Source organism: Devosia honganensis (assembly GCF_042648785.1).
GTDB lineage: Bacteria > Pseudomonadota > Alphaproteobacteria > Rhizobiales > Devosiaceae > Devosia > Devosia honganensis.
This window is the reverse complement of the sequence record NZ_JBHRYD010000001.1, coordinates 407686-428689: the sequence shown is the minus strand read 5'-3', so window position 1 is coordinate 428689 and position 21004 is coordinate 407686. Positions and strand designations below refer to the sequence as shown.

Here is a 21004-nt window from a genome sequence, read left to right as displayed (position 1 = left end):
TCTTCCTTGTTCGTTTCGGTGGCGCGGTCTAGAGGCAGGGCCAACCCGGCGCCGATATGTCCTGTGTCGAGCGCCCGATATCCTATTCCGCGGCTTTTCGCCAGTCCGGACGGCAAGAAACCAGCATGACCCAGCCCAGTGCAATGGCGGCTTCGCCCTGGTGGCATCCCCAGCGCCACGCCGATCGGCGCCCGCTCCTGCTCGCCCGTTCGCGCATCGATGCGGCGGTGCGCCACTGGCTGGCCGAGGGCGATTTCCTCGTGGTCGATCCGCCGGGCCTGCAGCGTTCGCCCGGCAATGAGGCGCATCTGCATGCCTTCGCCACCGAAATGATCGGCAATGACGGGACGGGGCAGGCCATGTATCTGCATACCTCGCCCGAATTCACCATGAAGAAGCTGCTGGCCGCCGGGGAGACGCGCATCGCCAGCCTCCAGCATGTCTGGCGCAATCGCGAGCGCAGCGCGCTGCACCATCCCGAATTCACCATGCTGGAATGGTATCGCGCCGGGGCGCCCTATGAGGCGGTCATAAAAGACAGTCTCGCCCTCATCCGGCTGGCGGCACGGACCACCGGCATTTCCCGCTTCCGCTTTCGCGAGCGGGATTGCGATCCCCATGCCGAGGCCGAGCGGCTGAGCGTCGGGGAGGCGTTCCGCCGCCATGCCGGGATCGACCTTCTCGCCACCATGGACGAGGCGGGGGTTCCGGACGGGGCGGCGCTGGCCGGCCAGATGGAGCGGGCCGGCCTCGACGTTCCGGAGGACCGGGACTGGAGCTATCTGTTCACCCGGGTCCTGGTCGAAAAGGTCGAGCCGCAACTGGGCAATGGGCGGGTGACGGTGCTCGATCGCTACCCGTCCTGCGAGGCGGCGCTGGCGCGGCCGCTGCCGGGCGATCCGCGCCTTGCCGAGCGCTTCGAGATCTATGCCTGCGGGGTGGAGCTGGCCAATGGCTTCGGGGAACTGACCGATGCCGGCGAGCAGCGCCGGCGCTTCGTGGCGGAGATGGATGAAAAGGCCCGGCTCTATGGCGAGCGCTACCCCATCGACGAGGATTTCCTTGCCGCCCTGCGCCTCATGCCCGAGGCGAGCGGGGTGGCGCTGGGCTTCGACCGGCTGGTGATGCTGGCCACCGGCGCGCAGCGGATCGAGGCGGTGCTGTGGGCGCCGGTGGCCGAATGAGCGGGTTGGGGCGTAAAGGCATGGTTCCATCGCCTCCCTCCCCCTCGAGGGGAGGGACCGAGGGTGGGGGTTGGAAGCGAGCCGCCAATTCGATGGCTGTTGGAACAGCAGAACCCCCGCCCCTGACCCCTCCCCTCGAGGGGGAGGGGAATGGCACCGTGCGCAGCGTGAAATCCCTGGCACAATTGCAGGCTCTGGGTCTCGCCGAAGCCAGCCCGGCGCTTGATGCCGTGGCGGAGAAATATGCCATCGGCGTCACCCCCGCCATGCAGGACCTGATCGATCCCGCCGATCCGGACGATCCCATCGCGCGGCAATTCGTGCCCAGTGCCGCCGAGCTGACGGTGACGCCGCAGGAGCGCGCCGACCCCATCGGCGATCTCAGCCATTCGCCGGTGACGGGGATCGTGCATCGCTATCCCGACCGGGTGCTGCTCAAGGCGGTGCATGTCTGTCCGGTCTATTGCCGCTTCTGCTTCCGCCGCGAAATGGTGGGGCCGCAGGGCCTGGGCACGCTGACGGGGGCGGAGCTGGACGCGGCCATGGCCTATATCGCCGCTCACGAGGAGATCTGGGAGGTGATCCTGACCGGCGGCGATCCGCTGGCGCTGTCGGCGCGGCGGCTGCGCGACCTGATGGTGCGGCTGGCCGGGATCGATCATGTGCGCATCGTGCGCTTCCATACGCGGGTGCCGGTGGTGGAGCCGGAACGGATCGACGCCGAAATGGTCGCGGCGCTGACCGCCAGCGGCAAGACCACCTATCTGGCGGTGCACGCCAATCATCCGCGCGAGCTGACCCCGGCGGCGCGGGCGGGCTTCGACCGGCTGCTGGCGGGAGGCATCGTGCTGGTCAGCCAGAGCGTGCTGCTGCGGGGCGTCAACGACGATGTGGAGACGCTGGCGGCGCTGATGCGCGGCTTCGTCGAGAACCGCATCAAGCCCTATTACCTGCACCATCCGGACCTGGCCCCCGGCACCGGCCATTTTCGCGTCGGTATCGAGGAGGGGCAGCGGCTGGTCGCGGCGCTGCGGGGGCGGGTCTCGGGCCTCTGCCAGCCGGCCTATGTGCTCGACATTCCCGGCGGTCACGGCAAGGCCGATATCGCCGCCGCCTCCATAAGGGGCGGCGACGGATGCTTTACCGTGCGCGACTGGCAGGGAAACGAGCACGCCTATCCGCCCGCAGGCTGATCGGCCTGTCGACGCTGAAAGCGCGCTCCTATTCCCCGCGATGGATGTCGAAGGGGCCGATGGCCTGGGTGGTGGCCATGAGCTGGATCTTGTTGACGTTGACATGTTCGGGCAGCGAGGTCGCCCAGAAGATGGATTCGGCGATGTCCTCGGCGGTCATGGGCTTGGTGCCGGCATAGACGTTGCCGGCCTTGGCCTCGTCGCCCTTGAAGCGCACCACCGAGAATTCGGTTTCGGTCAGGCCCGGCTGGATATCGGTGACGCGGATGTTCTTGCCCTGCAGGTCCGAGCGGATGGCGAGGGCGAAATGCTTCACGAAGGCCTTGGTGGCGGCATAGACCGAGCCGCCCGGATAGGCGAATTCACCCGCCACCGAGCCCAGGGTCACCACATGGCCGCCGCCGCGCGCGATCATGCCGGGCAGCAGCAGCCGCACCGTTTGGACGAGGCCCGAGACATTGGTGTCGATCATGGTCTGCCAGTCGTCGAGATCGGCTTCCGCCGCCGGCTGCAGGCCCAGCGCCAGCCCGGCATTGGCGAGCACCACATTGATGCCGGCGAAGGGCTCGGGAATGGCGGCGATGGCCGCCTCGAGCGCCGCGCGGTCGCGCACGTCGAGCGGGATGGTGTGGCACTTGTCGTGCCCCAGTTCGTCGCGCAGCGCCAGCAGGCGGTCCTCGCGGCGGCCGGTGGCGATCACCTTGCCGCCGGCGGCGACATAGCGGCGCGCTGCGGCGGCGCCGAAGCCGGAAGTGGCCCCGGTGATGAAAACGACGAAGCGGCCGGGATCGAGCAGCGTATACATGGCGGTCCTGAAGGATGGTTCGGTATGGGCTTCAGGGTGGACCGCCGGGCGCCATGGCGTCAACATTTCCAAAGTTTAATACGGCTTACCGAGAGCTAACGTGAAATTGTCCGTTTGTGAGCCTATCGGTTAAGCGGGGGATGTTAGACTGAGCGCGTTCCGGTTCGCGCGGCAAGACAAGGCAGGGCCCATGAAGCGTTTGGCCAAATTCGTGATCGTGCTGATGGTGCTGGGCGGCGCCGCGGCGGCCGGCTGGTGGTATTTCTTCGGCGCCAGCCAGGCCAGCACCGTGCCCGACACGGTGGCGGTGAGCCGCGGCGACATCGAAACCACGGTGCTGGCCTCGGGCGTTCTCGAGGCGAGTTCGCTGGTCAGCGTCGGCGCCGAGGTCTCGGGCACGGTCAAGGCGGTGCATGTGGCGCTGGGCGATGCGGTCAGCCGCGGCGACGTCATCGCCGAGATCGACAGCCTCAACCAGGAGAACGCGGTCAAGTCCGCCGAGGCGGCATTGGCCGGCATCGAGGCGCAGCGGCGCAATCAGGAGGCGGTGCTGGCCAAGGCCGAAGCCTCGCTGTCGCGCCAGCAGCGCCTCAGCGCCAGCAGCCTGGTCTCGCAGACCGACCTCGAGACCGCCCAGGCGGCGGTGGAGCAGGCCCGCGCCCAGATCGACCAGCTCGACGCGCAGATCGCCCAGGCCCGGCTGACGGTGGACACCGCCCAACTCGACCTCGCCCGCACGCGGATCGTCGCGCCCGGCGACGGCACGGTGGTGGCGCTGCTGGTGGACGAGGGCCAGACGGTCAACGCCAATTCCGCCACCCCCACCATCGCCAAGATCGCCAATCTCGACACCATGGTGATCAAGGCCGAGATTTCCGAGGCCGACGTGGTCAAGGTGCGCCCGGGCCAGCGGGTTTATTTCACCATTCTGGGCGAGCCCGACAACAAGATCGAGGCCACCTTGCGCGAAGTGGAGCCGGCCCCCACCTCCATCGCCGAGGATACCGCCTCCTCGGGCAATGCGGTCTATTACAACGGCCTGTTCGACGTGCCCAATCCCGAACACCGCCTGCGCATCGCCATGACCGCCTCGGTCACCATCGTGCTGGACGAGGCCCGGGACGTGCTCACCCTGCCGGCCGGTCTCGTGTCGCGGCGCGGGCCCGATGGCGGCGTCATGGTCATGATCTACGATCCGGCCAGCCAGGAGTCCCGCCCGGCGCGGGTGGAAGTGGGCCTCAACAACAACATCACCGCCCAGATCGTCTCCGGCCTCGCCGAGGGCGACCAGGTGGTCAACGCCACCGGCGCGCGCCTTTCGGGCAGCCAGGGCCCGGGCCAGCGCGGTCCGGGCGGGCTGGGCGGCGGCATGATGATCCGGCGCTAGGGACCTTGCCATGAACCGCGCCTTCACCCTCGAGCCGCAGCCGCTTTCCCCACGGGCGGGCCGGAGCCCATCTTCCGGCGAGCCCATCATCGCCATTTCCGGGCTGGTGCGCCGCTTCGCGGCCGGCGGGGAAAGCGTTTCCGTGCTCAAGGGCGTCGATCTCGACATCCATCGCGGCGAGATGGTGGCCATTATCGGTCAGTCCGGCTCGGGCAAGTCGACGCTGATGAATATATTGGGCTGTCTCGACCGGGCCAGCGAGGGCCGTTACCTGTTCGCCGGCAAGGATGTGGGCACGCTGGATGCCGACGAGCTGGCGGCGCTGCGGCGCGAGCATTTCGGCTTCATCTTCCAGCGCTACCAGCTCCTGCCCGATCTGGATGCGGTGGAAAATGTCGAAGTGCCGGCGGTCTATGCGGGCGCCGACGCGGCGGCGCGGCGGCAGCGGGCCATCGACCTGCTGACCCGGCTGGGCCTGGGCGAGCGGCTCGATCACCGCCCCAATGCGCTCTCGGGCGGACAGCAGCAGCGCGTCAGCGTGGCGCGGGCGCTGATGAATGGCGGCGAGGTGATCCTGGCCGACGAGCCGACCGGGGCGCTCGATTCCCGCTCCGGCAAGGAGCTCATGGCCCTGCTCAAGGAACTGCACGGGGACGGGCACACCATCATCATCGTCACCCACGATCCGCAGATCGCCGCCCAGGCCGAGCGGGTGATCGAGATCGCCGATGGCGAGATCGTCGCCGACCGCCACAATGTCGAGCCGCGCCGGGTCGAGAAGCGGCAGGAGGGCATCAAGCCGGCGGCGAACTGGCGGCACGGGCTCGACCGCACCGGCGAGGCGCTGCGCATGGCCCTGCGGGCCATGGGCGCGCACAAGCTCAGGACCTTCCTCACCATGCTCGGCATCATCATCGGCATCGCCTCGGTGGTGTCGGTGGTGGCGCTGGGGCAGGGCAGCCAGCAGACGGTGCTGGAGAACATCGCCTCGATCGGCACCAATACCATCAATGTCTATCCCGGCTCGGGCTTCGGCGACATGCGCTCGGGGCGGGTGCGCACGCTGCGTCCCACCGATGCGGAGGCGCTGGCCGGGCAGGCCTATGCCGACAGCGTCACCCCACAGGTCTCCTCCAACGCCACGGTGCGCTATCGCAACACCGCCTCCAATGCCTCGGTCACCGGGGTGGGCGCCGATTTCTTCCAGGTCAATGGCCGCAGCTTCACCGCCGGCTCGGGCTTTGGCGCCGACAGCGTCGCCGGCATGGCGCAGGAAGCGGTGATCGACCAGACGGCGGCTGACGCCATCTTCGTCAATGGCGAGGACCCGGTGGGCGAGGTGATCATGCTCAGCAAGGTGCCGGTGCGCGTCGTGGGGGTGGTCGCCAATTCCTCCGGCTTCGGGCCGGGGGGCAACAGCGCCAATATCTACGTGCCCTACACGGCCGCCATGAGCCGCATATTGGGGCAGTCCTGGCTCAATTCCATCGCCGTGCGCATCGACGACGATTTCGACACCGCCCAGGCGGAAGCCGAGATCACCGAACTGCTGACGCGCCTGCATGGCGGCAATCAGGACTTCTTCCTGCAAAACACCGACACCATCCGCGAAACCATCCAGTCCACCTCCGCCACGCTGGCGGTGCTGATCTCCACCATCGCCATCATCTCGCTGGTGGTGGGCGGCATCGGGGTGATGAACATCATGCTGGTCTCGGTGTCCGAGCGCACCAAGGAAATCGGCATCCGCATGGCGGTGGGGGCGCGGCGCAGCGACATCATGCGGCAATTCCTCATCGAGGCGGTGCTGGTGTGCTTCGCCGGCGGGGCCGCCGGGGTGGCGCTCAGCTTCGCCCTCGGGCATGGCCTCAGCATCATCGTCGAGGGGGCGCGGCTGGCCTATTCCGCCGAATCCATCGCCGTCGCCATCCTCTCGGCCAGCCTCATCGGCGTCGTCTTCGGCTTCATGCCCGCCCGCTCCGCCGCCCGTCTCGATCCGGTCGAGGCGCTGGCGCGGGAATAGGCAGCTACCGGGGCATTTCTGGCAAAGACAACCTCCATTTTGCGGTTCGGAAACGCGACCCAATGCAGGCCTGAAGCGGTACTCCCATGCAGCCGCTTTTGCCACGAACGGCCTTTTGTGCAAAAAAGTATCAGTGGCCGAGCCGTTCGCAGGTAGCAACCGCGCTGCTCCAGCCCCTAGCGTTGCGGTGTCCAGTTAAGGAGCGAAAGGGACGGGGCGTATGAAACCGGATTTGGAATTCGTACAGATCTGTCAGGATGAATCCTTCAAGGCCTGGTCGCATGGCTATCCGTTCCGCACCGTGCGCTGGCACTTTCATCCCGAATATGAACTGCACCTGATTACCCGCACATCGGGAAAATATTTCGTGGGCGATTTCATCGGCGAATTCGAGCCGGGCAACCTCGTGCTAACCGGTCCGAACCTGCCTCATAACTGGATTACCGACTTGCCCGAGGGCACCTATAGCGAAGAATTCTGCACGGTCTTGCAGTTTTCTGACGCCTTCATCCGGCCCCTGATCGCCGCTCTGCCCGAATTGGGCGGGCTCGGCGCCATCCTGACCGCCAGCCAGCGCGGCGTGCTGTTTCCAAATGCGGTCTCCGTCGCGGTCGAGCCGATCCTGAAAGATCTGATCGCGGCCAGAGGCGCCCGTCGCATCGCCTGTTTCATGGATATCGTGCATATCCTGACCCTGTGCGACAAGACCGAGTTGCTGGCCGGGCCTCACTACAGCTCCGATAGCGAGACCTTCATGTCGGGAGCGATGAACCAGGTACTGATCCACATTGCCGAAAATCTGACCGATATCGACCGGACCACCGATCTGGCCGCAATCGCCGGATTGAGCCCATCGGCTTTTTCGCGCTCGTTTTGCAAGCATACGGGCATGACGCCGATCAAATACTTGACCCGCCTGCGGGTCGATCTGGCGTGCAGCCTGCTGATGAGCGATGCCGACGAACCGATCACCAATATCGCCTTCCATGTCGGGTTCAACAATCTGTCCAATTTCAATCGGCAGTTCCTGGCGCTCAAGGGCATGTCGCCCTCCCGTTTCCGGCAGCTCCATTACACCAGCAAGGGGCAGGCCATGGATAAAAGCGTGTTTTGGGACAGCGACCCGGCTCAGCAGCCCGCATTGCCGCACACATCGGCCCGCAGCTCGGCGCTGGGCCGACCTCCCTTGCGCCCGCCCTTGCCGGGACCGGCTTCCGCGCCGCTTATCGGCATGGCCTAGAGCATCGGATTGAAAAGTGCATTCGCGGTTTTCAGACCATCCCATGCGCAAACAAGGGTCGCTCTAGGGGTCGGGATGGGCTGGTCTCATCCCGTTCGCGGGGCGGATAAGGGGCGGCGTTTTTAGTCTCTAATCGGTGAAAGATATGCTGGCGGCTCCCGCGATGCGAGCGGGCGGCCCGATGTCACTTACGTAAATCAAGGACCGTTTCATGGCGATTCATCACTTCGTCCCCACTGCCTGGCACAATGTGTTGGGCACATTGCCACCTGTTCTGCGTTGCGCCGATGGGGATACGCTCGTTACCGAGACGCTCGATGCGGTAGGATATGATCGCAACGGAATCTTTCGCCAGCCCCCCCCCAATCCGATGGTGGGGCCGATCTATATCGAGGGGGCTGAGCCAGGCAATGCGCTGCGGGTTGAAATCGTGCGCATGACGCCAACGCGCGATACCGGCTGGACCCGGGTTGGGCTGGCGCCCAATGTGATGGATCCGGAAGCGATCCTGGGCCTGTCCCCCGATGCAAGGGCGGTGTGGGCCATCGACCGGGCAGCCGGTACGGTACAATTGCAGGACCCGGTTCCCGGACTGGAGCGGTTGGTGCTGCCGATCGAGCCGATGATCGGGTGTTTCGGTGTGGCGCCGGATCTGGGGCAGGCGTTTTCTACCGCCACCAGCGCGAAAAATGGCGGCAATATGGATTATCGCGCTTTTGGCCCCGGCACGACCGTATGGTTCCCCGTCGCGGTGCCTGGCGCCTTGTTCTATTTGGGCGATTGCCATGCCCTCCAGGGGGATGGCGAAATCGTCGGCACCGGCATTGAAACCACGTTCGAGGTCGAACTGCGCTTCAGTATCGAGAGGCAAAGGCCGATGGTCTGGCCCCGGGGCGAAACCGCCACCGATATCTTTTCGGTCGGCAATGCCCGCCCGCTCGACCAGGCGCTCCAGCACGCCACAACCGATATGCTCAACTGGCTGGTGGCCGATTACGGGTTGAGCGTTACCGCCGCCAGCCATTTGATGGGGCAGGTGGTGCGCTATGACGTGGGGAATGTATATGACCCGGCCTATACGATGGTATGCCGGATCGCCAAGAAATGGCTGCCGCCGCGCCGCCGGGCCTGAGGGTTTTGGAGTGGGGCAGGGGCAGCAAAAAAGTATCACCGGCCATGACGTGGCGTGGTGGTGGGCCAACCGATGCGCTGCTTATTCTTGCAGGCACGTGCAGAACCGAATTCGTCCAGGAACCATGCATTGTGCCGGCGCACCGGTTTTTGCGCCGTGGACTAATCATGGAACCGACACAAGCCAGTCGGACCGGGAGGCATCTGAGGGCATGGCGATGGATGCGGGCCGGACACGGATCATTCGAAATCATCACTGTTAAGGGTAGGGGTATTTACATGAAACTGCATAAAGCTTCGATGACATTGGCCGTAAGCGCCATGCTGGCCAGCACCGCGCCGGCCTGGGCGCAAACTGAACTCAATATCGCTACCGTCAACAATGGCGACATGATCCGCATGCAAAAGTTGACGGATGATTTCACCTCCAAGAACCCGGACATCAAGCTGAACTGGGTGACTATGGAAGAGAATATCCTGCGCCAGAGGGTCACCACCGATATCGCTACCAAGGGTGGACAATACGATATCTTGACCATCGGGCTGTATGAGACGCCGATCTGGGCCCGCCAGGGCTGGCTGGTGGCACTGGAGAATCTGGGCGACGATTACGATGCCGAGGATATCCTGCCCGCGATCCGCGAGGCGATCTCGATCGATGGCAAGATGTATGGCGCGCCCTTCTATGGGGAAAGCTCCATGGTTCTGTATCGCACCGATCTGTTCGAGGACGCTGGCCTGACCATGCCGGAAGCCCCGACCTGGGACTTCATCGCCGATGCAGCGCGCAAGATCACCGACCGTTCCATCGACCTGAACGGCATCTGCCTGCGCGGCAAGGCAGGTTGGAGCGAGAACATCGCCTTCATTACCGCCATGTCGAACTCATTCGGCGCCCGCTGGTTCGATGAAGACTGGCAGCCCGAGTTCAATGGGCCGGAATGGAAGAACACGCTTCAATTTTATGTCGACCTGATGCAGGACGCCGGCCCTCCCGGCGCCGCCTCCAATGGCTTCAACGAAAACCTGGCCTTGTTCCAGCAGGGCAAGTGCGGCATATGGATCGATGCCACGGTGGCTGCGGGTTTCGTAACCGATCCAAAGGATTCCATCGTTGCCGACAAGGTCGGCTTCGCCCTGGCGCCGGATAACGGCCTTGGCAAGCGCAGCAATTGGCTGGGATCGTGGAACTTGGCCATCCCGGCTGGTTCGCAGAAAATCGAAGCTGCGGAGAAGTTCCTGAGCTGGGCCACCTCCAAGCACTACACCGAACTGGTGGCGGCGAGCGAAGGTTGGGCCAATGTGCCGCCGGGTACGAGGATTTCGCTGTATGAGAACCCGGAATATCTGGAAGCCGCACCATTCGCCAAGCTGACGCTGGATTCGATGAATGCCGCGGACCCGATCAATCCGACGGTGAAGCCGGTGCCATATGTCGGCGTGTATTTCGTCGCCATCCCTGAATTCCAGGGTCTGGGGACTATCGTTGGCCAATTGTTCTCGGCGGCGCTGGCCGGCCAGAGCACGGTCGATGAAGCCCTGGCGCAGGCTCAGGAGGTGTCGGTGCGTGAAATGACGCGTGGCGGCTATATCAAATAGGCCCAAGCTCGGTTTTGAATAGGGCCGATACACTGGCATTGTCCAAAACGGGGCTGCGCGGCGCATGGCTGCGCAGCCCCGATCTGAACGTAGCCGCACCTATCACGATGGCGGCTGGGACGGGGGATTTATCATGGCGACCACACAGACCCGGGGCCTGGCCCGCTTGATGCTGATGCCCGCAGTGGGGGTATTGCTTATCTGGATGCTCGTGCCGCTGGGTATGACCCTGTGGTTTTCCTTCCAGAACTACAATCTGCTCATGCCTGGCAACGAAAGCTTTGCCGGCTGGTTCAACTACCAGTATTTCCTCACCGATCCGGCTTTCGCGCAAGCGATCGTCAATACGGTGCTGCTGGTGGGCGGGGTGCTGGTGATCACCGTGGGCGGCGGCACGTTGCTTGCGCTTTTGCTCGACCAGCCGATATTCGGCCAGGGGCTCGTGCGTATACTGGTGATCTCGCCGTTCTTCGTCATGCCCACGGTCGCGGCACTGGTGTGGAAGAATATGCTGATGAACCCGGTCAATGGGCTGTTCGCTCATGCGGCGCGGGGCCTGGGGCTGACCCCGATCGACTGGTTCTCGCAGTTTCCCCTGCTGTCGATCATCATCATCGTGGCCTGGCAATGGCTGCCTTTCGCTACCCTGATCCTGCTGACTGCGCTGCAATCGCTGTCGGAGGAGCAAAAGGAGGCGGCCCAGATGGATGGTGCCAATTTCTGGCGTCTGTTCCGCTACATCATCGCTCCCCATATCGCTAGGGCGGTAACGGTGGTCATTCTCATCCAGACGATTTTCCTATTGGCGATCTTCGCCGAGATCCTGGTCACCACCAATGGCGGGCCGGGGTATAATTCCACCAATCTGGCCTATCTGGTCTATCGCACGGCCCTGCTCAATTACGATGTGGGCGGTGCGGCCGCCGGGGGCGTGGTGGCGGTGGTGCTAGCCAATATCGTCGCCATCTTCCTGATGCGCGCCGTGGGCAGGAATCTCGATGCCTGACGCGACGCATAATGGGGGTTCGTGCGCCGGTTTTCATCGGCGCCAGCGCACTGGGCTGCTTGGCCCGCCACAGTCTTAGGAAGGAAGATCATGGCACGTTCCGTCACGCTGCGGCGCAAGATCGGCTTCACGGCCCTGGCCTGGGTCCTGGCCCTTCTGGTGTTTTTCCCGATCCTGTGGACGGTGCTCACCAGTTTCAAGTCCGAGGCCGAGGCCATAGCCTCGCCTCCGACCCTGATCCCGGACTGGACGCTGGAAAACTTCATCGAGGTGCAGGCGCGCTCCGACTATTTGCGCCATTTCATGAATTCAGTGATCATTTCCCTGGGCTCGACCCTGCTGGCCCTGCTGATAGCGGTGCCGGCGGCCTGGTCGATGGCGTTTTCGCCGGGCAAGCGCACCAAGGATATCCTATTATGGATGCTTTCGACGAAGATGATGCCGGCAGTGGGAGTGCTGGTGCCGATCTACCTGGTTTTACGTGATATCGGCCAACTCGATAATGTGGTGGGGCTCATGGTCATCCTGATGCTGATCAACCTGCCGATCGTGATCTGGATGCTTTACACTTATTTTCGGGAAATCCCGGTTGATATCCTGGAAGCGGCGCGCATGGACGGAGCCATTTTGTGGCAGGAACTGGTGTATATCCTGATGCCGATGGCGGTGCCGGGCATTGCCTCGACGCTGCTCCTCAATGTCATCCTTGCATGGAACGAAGCATTCTGGACGCTGAACCTGACGGCGGCCAAAGCGGCGCCCTTGACCGCGTTCATCGCCTCCTATTCCAGCCCCGAGGGGCTGTTCTGGTCCAAACTTTCAGCGGCATCGACGCTTGCCATCGCACCCATCCTGCTGCTCGGCTGGTTCAGCCAGAAGCAATTGGTGCGCGGGATGACGTTTGGCGCGGTCAAATAGAAGAGGTATTGCAATGGGCAGCATCACGCTCGAACACGTCAAGAAGACGTTTGGCGGCCATCAGGTCATTCCCGATATCAGCCTGGAGATCGCCGATGGCGAGTTCGTGGTTTTTGTCGGGCCGTCCGGCTGTGGCAAATCCACCCTGCTGCGCCTGATCGCCGGGCTCGAGGATGCGACCAGCGGCACCATTTGGCTCGATGGGCGGGATATGACCGATCAGCCGCCAGCCAAGCGCCATCTTTCGATGGTGTTCCAATCCTACGCGCTCTATCCGCATATGAGCGTTTACGACAATATCGCATTCCCGCTCAAAATGGCCAATCAGGCCAAGCCCGCCATCGATGCCAAGGTGCGTGAGGCGGCCGGGGTCCTGAACCTGACCGATTATCTGGATCGCAAGCCGCGTGCGCTTTCAGGCGGGCAGCGTCAGCGGGTGGCGATCGGGCGCGCCATCGTGCGCCAGCCCAAGGCCTTCTTGTTCGATGAGCCGCTGTCCAATCTGGATGCGGCGCTGCGGGTCAATATGCGGCTTGAAATAACCGAGCTGCACCAGCAGCTCAAGACCACCATGATCTATGTGACCCATGATCAGGTCGAGGCCATGACCATGGCCGATCGCATCGTGGTGCTCAATGCCGGACGGGTCGAGCAGTTCGGCACGCCGCTTGAACTCTACCGTACGCCGGCCAACCGGTTCGTCGCCGGGTTTATCGGCTCGCCACGCATGAATTTCATCGAAGGGGCGCAAGCCGCCCGCCATGATGCCCATGCCATCGGGGTGCGCCCCGAGCATTTCACCATTTCGGCGGTCGAGGGCGCTTGGGCCGGCACTGTCGGCATTGCCGAACATCTGGGCTCGGATACCTTCCTGCATGTGCAGACCCAGGACATGGGGCCGCTGACGGTTCGCGCCAGCGGCGAGCACGATTACCGCCATGGCGATCCGGTTTTCGTCACGCCTGACCCAGACAAAATCTACCGTTTCGACCAGAACGGCGACGCCAAGCGCTGATCTGTTCCAGCCGGTTCAGCGCCGCACTGCCAGCTCCTGTTCTCCACAAAACAGAATGGCCTCCGAGGGAGGGGAGCGTTTTACATCTGACTCTTTGAGGATTCTGCAGGGGCTTGTTGGGGTTCTTTCCACGCACCCCATGCCTCCGCACTCCTCCACCGTTGCCCATCCGCCACTTTCCTTCGCGCAATTGCGAATAAATTTCTTCCCAGGGTGGCCCCGGTCCGGGGCGGGCCCTAAACTGGACACGAAATCCCCGTCATTGTGGCGGAGAGGGGCTGCAGGCCGGGAAGGCTTAACGGAATCTTTTCGCTCCTGGGCAGAAGATCGGCTTTGCCCTTTCTGGTTGAAGCGTAATTGGGCGGGATGGGAACACTGCGAAGCGCGCGTCTGGTAACGAGTATTGGCGCCATGTGCGTGGCCCTGGCCCTTGTGGCCGGGACGGCCGTGCCCCTGTCCGCGTTCGAATTGTTCGGCATCAAGCTCTTCGAGGACCAGGCCGATCGCGACGCCGAGGCGGTGATCGTCGATCCTCAATCCTACCGGGTCGTCTTCACCGCCAGCGAGGGCGGGGCGGTGGAAGCGGCGCTGCGCAATGCCTCGGCGCTGCTGGCCGACGAGGGCGAACCGGCCTCGGGCGCCGCCGGGCTGATCGCCAAGGCGCGCGGCGACTACCGGCGGCTGCTGGCGGCGCTCTATGGCGAGGGCCATTACGGCGGCGCGGTCAGCATCCGCATCGGCGGGGTGGAGGCGGCCAATCTGCCGCCCGATACCGACTTGCCCGATCCGGTGGACGTCACCATCGCCGTCAGCGCCGGACCGCTGTTCACCTTCGGCAATGTCTATATCGTCAATCAGGCCCCGCCCACCGACGATCCGGGCGATCAGGTCGAGCTGCCGGTCATGCGCGGCTTCGGCGCGGGGGAGGTGGCCCGCTCCGCCGTCATCCTGCGGGCCGAGCAATTGGCGCTGGAGGCCTGGCGGCAGCAGGGTTATGCCAAGGCCGAGATCGTCTCGCGCGACGTGATGGCCGATCACGCCACCAACCGGGTCGATGCCACCATCACCGTCGATCCGGGCCGGCTTGCCGCCTTCGGGCCGGTGCGGGTCTCGGGCACCACGGCGATGAACCCCGATTTCGTCGCCCGCCAGACCGGGCTTGCGGTGGGCGAGGAATATGATCCGGATGAGATCGCCCGCGCCCAGAAGCGCCTCGACCGGCTGGAAGTCTTCCGCTCGGCGCGGCTGCAGGCGGCCGACAGCATCGGCGGCGACGGGCTGCTACCCTACGATCTCATCGTCGAGGAGCTGCCCGGGCGGCGCTTCGGGGTCGGTGCCAGCTATTCCACCGTCGACGGGCTGGGGCTGGAGGGCTACCATTTCTGGCGCAATTTGTTCGGGCAGGCCGAAAGGCTGCGGCTCGACGCGCGCATCGCCAGCATCGCCTGGCCGATCGACACCGCCCAGTTCGACTATTTCGCCGGCGGCACCTTCACCAAGCCGGGCTTCTATCATCCGGACGTGGACCTTATCGCGGCCATCTCGGCCGAGCGCACCATCTATCCCACCTATACCGAGACCTCCGCCGGCGGGCGGGTGGGCCTGTCCTGGTTCTTCTCGGACGAATTGACCTTCGAGGGCGGGGCCAGCTTCGAGGTGGCGCGGTTCGACGACGATTTCGGCACGCGCGACTTCCAGACCGCGGGGCTTTACGCCGGGGTGATCTATGACGGGCGCGACAGCAGCGTCGATCCTACCGAAGGCATCTATGCCGCCGCCAATCTCGAACCCTATTTCGATCTCCTGGGCGGCACGCCCGGCGCCAGGCTGGTGGTCGAGGGGCGGACCTATTTCGGCTTCGGGGAGAACGATCCGTTCGTGCTGGCCGGGCGGGTCAAGGCCGGCGCCCTGCTCGGCCCCTCGCTCGACCAGATTCCGCCCGACAAATTGTTCTTCGCCGGCGGCGGCGGCTCGGTGCGCGGCTATGCCTATAAATCCATCGGTGTCGATGACGGCTCGGGCCTGGTGACCGGCGGGCGCTATCTGCTGGAAGCCTCGCTGGAGGCGCGGGCCAAGGTCACCCAGGATATCGGCGTCGTCGGCTTCCTGGATGGCGGCTATGTGGCCGCCGACACCTTCCCCGGGCTCGACGACCTGCGGCTGGGGGCGGGCGTGGGGGTGCGCTATTATACCGGCCTGGGGCCGCTGCGGCTCGATCTGGCGGTTCCGATCAACAAGCGGGCCGGCGATCCCGACTGGGCCGTCTATGCCGGGATCGGGCAGGCCTTCTGATGCGACGTTTCCTCTCCTTGCCCCGCCGCCGCGCTCTCCTCGCCGCCCTGCTGCTGGCCTCCGCCGCCGTGCCGGTGGCGCTGGTGGCGCAGGACATGAGCAATGAGGAGCAGAAGGACTGGCTGACCAGCTTCGTCGAGGGCCAGCTCTCGACGCCCGAGCGGCAGATCCGCCTCTCCAATATCGACGGCGTGCTGGGCTCGGACGTCTCCATCCGCGAGATCACCATTGCCGACGCCGAAGGGGTCTGGCTGCGCATCAACAATGCCAGCCTCAACTGGAACCAGGCGGCCCTGTTCACCGGGCGGCTGGAAGTGCGCTCGCTCACCGCCGATTCCATCGACTATATCCGCAATGCGGTGCCGGCGGAGGGCGCGGCGGACCTGCCGCCCCCCGAGGCCGGTTCCCTCGAAATCCCCGAATTTCCAGTGGCGATCCAGTTGGGCGAGCTTTCCGTGCCCAGCGTGACCTTCGGGGAATCGGTGTTCGGGCTGGGCTCGGAAATCTCGCTTGCCGGCTCGATGACGCTGGAAGCGGGCAATCTCGATGCGGTGCTCGATATCGAGCGCCTCGACGGGCCGGGCGGCACGCTCGACCTCGACCTCGCCTATCGGCGCGAGGGCAATTCCATCGATCTGGGCCTGTCGCTGGTCGAGCCGCCCGATGGCGTCATCGCCAATCTGCTCAATATCGAGGGCCGGCCCGCCATGCAGCTCACCCTCGAGGGCGAAGGGCCGGTGGCCGATCTCACCGCCCATATGCGCCTGCTCGCCGACGAGCGCGAGGCCCTGGCCGGCACGGCGCGGATCGCCCAGCAGGGCGACGGTTTCGCTGTCGATGCCGATCTGGGCGGCCCGCTCTCCATGCTGATGGCCGAGCCCTATCGGCCGTTTTTCGGGGCGGAGACGCGGCTCGCCGCCCGGGCGCTGGTGCGGACGGAAGGCGGGTTCGACATTTCCGAATTGACCCTGGGGGGCGGCCAGCTCGAGCTGTCGGCCAGCGCTGCCACCACGCCGGACAATTTCCTTTCCCGGCTCGACCTGGTGGCCCGCATCGCCGATCCGGCGGGCGGCGCCGTCACCCTGCCGGTGCCGGGTAGCGCGACGCAACTGGGCTCGGCGGGGCTGGAGGTGCAGTTCGGCACCGGGGCCGGCGAGGACTGGCGGGCGGATCTCGCCATCGCCGATTTCCGCACCCAGGGCTTTGCCGCCGACAGTTTCGAGCTCGCCTTGGGCGGGGTGGCGCGCAATCTCGAGGACCCCGCGAGCCGCATGGTCACCTTCAACGGCGACGGGCGCCTTGCGGGCATCGCCGCCGATCCGGGCGTCGAAGCGGCGCTGGGCGACAGCGTCGGGCTTGGCCTTGCCGGGCTGTGGAATGCCGGCGAGCCGGTCCAGCTGGCGCAGTTGCGCGTCATCGGCGCGGCGCTTGCCGCCGGCCTTTCCGGTGAGATCGAAGGCATGGATTTCGATGGCCGCATCGAGGTCGAGACCGGCAATATCGCGCCGTTTTCCGCGCTGGCCGGCCGCGCCCTTGGCGGCGCCGTGTCATTGGCCGCCGAAGGCCGGATCATGCCGGTTTCGGGCGGCTTCGATCTGGCGTTCGACGGCACCGGCACCGATCTCAGGATAGACGATCCCACCGCCGATGCGCTGCTGGCCGGCACGGTCGGGCTGTCGGGGCGGCTGGCCCGCACCGGGGCGGGGATTTCGGCGGAGGATTTCCGCATCGCCAATGCGCAGGTCCAGTTCAGCGCCGATGGCGTCTATGCCAGCGACAATGCCGATTTCGACATCGCGCTCGATCTCGCCGATCTGGCGCTGGTGTCCGAGGCGGCGGGCGGGGCGCTCACCGTGCGCGGCTCGGCCCGCTCCACCGGGGCGGAAGCGCCGCTGGTGCTGATGCTCGACGGGCAGGTTCCCGCCGGAAAGCTGGGCGAACATGACCTGCGCGATGCCCGGATCGGGGTCGCCGCGACGCTCCTCGAGGGCAATGTCGATGGCGACGTCACCGGCTCGGCCATGCTGGACGGGCACCGCGCCACGCTCAACACCCATTTCGAGGCCGACGATACCCGGCAGGTGCTGTCGGGCATCGGCTTCGAGATCGCCGGCACGAGGCTGTCGGGCGCCGTGACGCGCATGGCGGAAACCGGCCTCATGGACGGGCGGCTCGACCTCGCTGCCTCCGATATTTCCCTGGCGGCGGCGCTGCTGCTGGCCGATGCCTCCGGTGCGGTCGATGCCGCCATCGAACTGATGCCGCGGGACGGCGGGCAGGGGGCCGGCGTCACCGCCAATGCCACCGCCCTGCGGGTCAACGACATCGCCATCGGCCGCGCCGAGATTTCGGCGGTGCTGCTGGATCTGTTCGGCGTGCCCGCCATCGATGGAAGCATCGCCGCCAGCGATATCGCGGCCGGCGGCGTCACCGTCGACAGGCTCGATGCCAGCGCCAGCCAGAGCGGCGGCAATACTTCATTCGCGGCAAAGGCGGCGCTGGCCACCGGCACCGATATCGATCTAGCCGGCGCCCTCGGCCCGCTCGAGGGCGGCTACCGGCTGGGGCTCGATCGCGCCGAACTGGTGCAGGGCGCGCTTTCGGCGCGGCTGGCCAATCCCACCGCCCTGATCATGCGCGGCGACAGCGTGGCGCTCGACGCCGTCCGCTTCAATGTCGGCTCGGGCAGCATCACCGCCACCGGCACCGCCGGCACCGTCCTCGACATGGTGGTGGATATCGCCGAGCTGCCGCTGTCCGTCGCCAATGCCGTGGCGCCCGATCTGGGCCTTGCCGGCACCGTCAATGGAAGGGCCGTGGTCTCGGGCTCGGCGTCCGATCCGCGCGTTTCGTTCGAGGCGCGGGCGGCGGGCGTCGGCGCTGGCGCCATCGCCCCCTTCGGCATCGCCCCGCTGACCCTTGCCGCCAGTGGCGCCTATGCCGGGGACACGATCAGTCTCGACAGCGTCACCGCCACCGGCAGCGGCGGGCTTGCCGTCTCCGGCTCGGGCCGCGTGCCGCTGGCCGGGGGGGGTCTTTCCGTGGCGCTCGAGGGCTCGGCGCCGCTGGTGCTGGCCAATCGCTTCGTTGCCGATCGCGGCGGGCAGTTCTCCGGCACTGCCGCCTTCGACGCGCGGATCGGGGGCAGCCTCTCCAGCCCGCAATTTTCCGGCACCGTCTCGACAAGCGGCGCCGGCTATGTCGATCCCGAGCTCAATCTGCGGCTGACCGATATCGCCGGGCGGGTGCAGCTTTCGGGCACCAGCGCCACCATCGAAAGCCTCACCGCCAATCTGGCCACCGGCGGCAGCGTTTCGGGTTCGGGCACGGTGGGCCTCACCGGCGACCTGCCGGCCAATATCGCGCTCGCCATCAATTCGGCCCGCTATGCCGATGGCGATCTGTTCGTTGCCACGCTTTCGGGCGGCCTCAACCTCACCGGCAATCTCGTCGGCTCGCCCCTGCTGGCCGGCACCGTCCAGGTCGAGCGCGCCGATATCACCGTGCCCGAAAGCCTGGGGGGCGCGGCCGAGCTCATCGATATCGAGCACCGGGCGACGCCCGCTCCGGTGCGGCAAACGCTCGACCGCGCCAGGATCGAGCGGCGCCAGCCCGGCACGGCGCCCAGCAATGCGCAATTGCAGCTCGACATCACCCTCAACGCCCCCAATCAGATCTTCATCCGGGGGCGCGGGCTCGATGCGGAAGTGGGCGGCTCGGTGCGGCTGACCGGCCCGGTCAGCGACATTCACCCGGTGGGCGGCTTCGAGCTCATTCGCGGGCGCCTCTCCATCCTGGGCCAGCGCATCACGTTCGAGACCGGCAATGTGACGCTGGTGGGCGATCTCGACCCGCAGCTCAATTTCGTGGCGCGCACCGAGGGCGACGGCATCGTGGTTTTCGTGACCGTCACCGGCCGCGCCTCCGCGCCCGATATCGCCTTCAGCTCCAATCCGGCGCTGCCGCAGGACGAGGTGCTAAGCCGGCTGATCTTCAAGCGCTCCATGGGCGAATTGTCGCCGCTGCAACTGGCGCAACTGGCCGCGGCGGCGGCCGAACTGGTCGGCGGCGGCGGCGGTGGCCTCGTCGACAGCCTGCGCGGCGCGGCGGGCCTTGCCGATCTCGATTTCGTCACCGACGATGAAGGCAATGTCGGGGTGCAGGCCGGCACCTATATCCAGGACAATGTCTATCTGGGCGTGCAGGCCGGCGCCAACGGGCAGTCGAAGGTCACCATCAATCTCGACGTCACCGACGACCTCACCATCAAGGGCGCCGCCGGCCAGGACGGCGATTCCAGCCTCGGCATCTTCTTCGAGCGGGATTATTAGAGGCTTTCATGTTTTGACGGAATCGGCGACCAGCGCTCCCTCCCCCTTGAGGGGAGGGTTGGGGAGGGGGTGGATCTGACGGATCACCGAAGGACCCCCACCCCCGACCCCTCCCCTCAAGGGGGAGGGGAGCAAGAAGGCGCTGATCCGCTTGACAGTGAAAGCCTCTGGGCGGGGAGGGCAGCACTCGGCAACCGACCATCGCTGCCCCGGGTTTCGGCCTTCCCCCGTGCTCCCCACCGTCATTACCGGGCTCGTCCCGGTAGTCCATGCCATGGTCCGGCACGGTGGATTGCCCGGATGGGAAGCAACGATCAAACTCAGGAGCGTCCAAAGTAAGCACTCCCTTGAGGCAGGGAACTGCCCATGGAAAAATCTGTGAGGCCGGCCCCTTCGCCTCCCTCCCCCCTGTGGGCTTCGAACTGTCCCGTAGGGTCAATCGCTCCGGTGGAGCGATTGAAGGTGAGAAGGCCATGAGAGCTATGCTCGAATGGCTGGGCCAGGTGGGGGTTCGGGATCGTCCGGGAGTCCGATCAATTCATCGAGAAAATCGACGGCGCGGAACCCCCAAGAGGGAGGGACACTGGAAGTCGCTTCGGTCAAAACATGAAAGCCTCCGGGCGGGGAGGGCGGCACTCGGTAACCCACCCACCATCGCTGCCCTCGGGCTGCGACCCGAGGGCCACTCCCCACGGGCACCATGCTTTGGAAAGAACGCAGCACCCGTCGCCGCCGGCCCTCGGGTCAGAGCCCGAGGGCAGCACCGGGGAGGGGAAGCATCGTGTCCCGACCCCCGCCGGACATTCGCCAAAACCGGCCCTCCGACCTTTCCCGATCTCCCCCCACCGTCACTACCGGGCTCGTCCCGGTAGTCCAGGCG

At 65.6% G+C, this 21004-nt stretch carries 13 protein-coding genes; 12 read left to right on the top strand and 1 reads right to left on the bottom strand.

Features of this window, described 5'->3' with window-relative positions; all coding sequences use genetic code 11:
* Nucleotides 1-125 precede the first annotated feature (125 nt).
* Together epmA and ACFOOL_RS02060 are read left to right on the top strand one after the other, a co-directional pair.
* A complete protein-coding gene (gene epmA / locus ACFOOL_RS02065; protein ID WP_380094425.1) occupies nt 126-1184 on the top strand; it encodes an EF-P lysine aminoacylase EpmA in 1059 nt (352 codons plus the stop codon).
* A 158-nt stretch (nt 1185-1342) separates the two neighbouring features.
* Nucleotides 1343-2377, top strand: coding sequence for a lysine-2,3-aminomutase-like protein (locus ACFOOL_RS02060; RefSeq protein WP_380094424.1), 1035 nt, complete (start codon nt 1343-1345; stop codon nt 2375-2377).
* A 28-nt stretch (nt 2378-2405) separates the two neighbouring features.
* Here ACFOOL_RS02060 and ACFOOL_RS02055 read toward each other — a convergent pair whose 3' ends face one another.
* Complete coding sequence (locus ACFOOL_RS02055) at nt 2406-3182, bottom strand: SDR family NAD(P)-dependent oxidoreductase (protein WP_380094422.1); 777 nt, start codon at nt 3180-3182, stop codon at nt 2406-2408.
* 190 nt (nt 3183-3372) lie between these two features.
* Between ACFOOL_RS02055 and ACFOOL_RS02050 the strand changes: the two genes are divergently transcribed.
* From ACFOOL_RS02050 to ACFOOL_RS02005, 10 genes are all read left to right on the top strand, one after another.
* Complete coding sequence (locus tag ACFOOL_RS02050) at nt 3373-4569, top strand: efflux RND transporter periplasmic adaptor subunit (protein ID WP_380094420.1); 1197 nt, start codon at nt 3373-3375, stop codon at nt 4567-4569.
* Nucleotides 4570-4579: 10 nt separating this feature from the next.
* Nucleotides 4580-6592 (top strand): MacB family efflux pump subunit, encoded by a 2013-nt coding sequence (locus ACFOOL_RS02045; protein ID WP_380094419.1) that lies wholly within the window; start codon nt 4580-4582, stop codon nt 6590-6592.
* Between the two features lie 220 nt (nt 6593-6812).
* Complete coding sequence (locus tag ACFOOL_RS02040) at nt 6813-7832, top strand: helix-turn-helix domain-containing protein (protein WP_380094417.1); 1020 nt, start codon at nt 6813-6815, stop codon at nt 7830-7832.
* 211 nt (nt 7833-8043) lie between these two features.
* Nucleotides 8044-8964, top strand: coding sequence for an acetamidase/formamidase family protein (locus ACFOOL_RS02035; protein ID WP_380094415.1), 921 nt, complete (start codon nt 8044-8046; stop codon nt 8962-8964).
* A 299-nt stretch (nt 8965-9263) separates the two neighbouring features.
* Nucleotides 9264-10562 (top strand): ABC transporter substrate-binding protein, encoded by a 1299-nt coding sequence (locus ACFOOL_RS02030; RefSeq protein ID WP_380095894.1) that lies wholly within the window; start codon nt 9264-9266, stop codon nt 10560-10562.
* Between the two features lie 133 nt (nt 10563-10695).
* Nucleotides 10696-11568: a carbohydrate ABC transporter permease gene (locus ACFOOL_RS02025; RefSeq protein ID WP_380094412.1), complete on the top strand. Its 873-nt coding sequence runs from the start codon at nt 10696-10698 to the stop codon at nt 11566-11568.
* Between the two features lie 90 nt (nt 11569-11658).
* Nucleotides 11659-12486 carry a carbohydrate ABC transporter permease gene (locus ACFOOL_RS02020; protein WP_380094410.1) on the top strand — a complete coding sequence of 276 codons (828 nt, stop codon included), beginning with the start codon at nt 11659-11661 and terminating at the stop codon, nt 12484-12486.
* 13 nt (nt 12487-12499) lie between these two features.
* Nucleotides 12500-13501 carry an ABC transporter ATP-binding protein gene (locus tag ACFOOL_RS02015; RefSeq protein WP_380094408.1) on the top strand — a complete coding sequence of 334 codons (1002 nt, stop codon included), beginning with the start codon at nt 12500-12502 and terminating at the stop codon, nt 13499-13501.
* Between the two features lie 411 nt (nt 13502-13912).
* A complete protein-coding gene (locus ACFOOL_RS02010; RefSeq protein ID WP_380094405.1) occupies nt 13913-15793 on the top strand; it encodes an autotransporter assembly complex protein TamA in 1881 nt (626 codons plus the stop codon).
* The gene (locus ACFOOL_RS02005; RefSeq protein WP_380094404.1) at nt 15793-20124 is read left to right on the top strand and encodes a translocation/assembly module TamB domain-containing protein; all 4332 of its coding nucleotides are present in this window, start codon (nt 15793-15795) and stop codon (nt 20122-20124) included. The genes ACFOOL_RS02010 and ACFOOL_RS02005 overlap by 1 nt, the downstream gene beginning before the upstream one ends.
* Nucleotides 20125-21004: the final 880 nt, after the last annotated feature.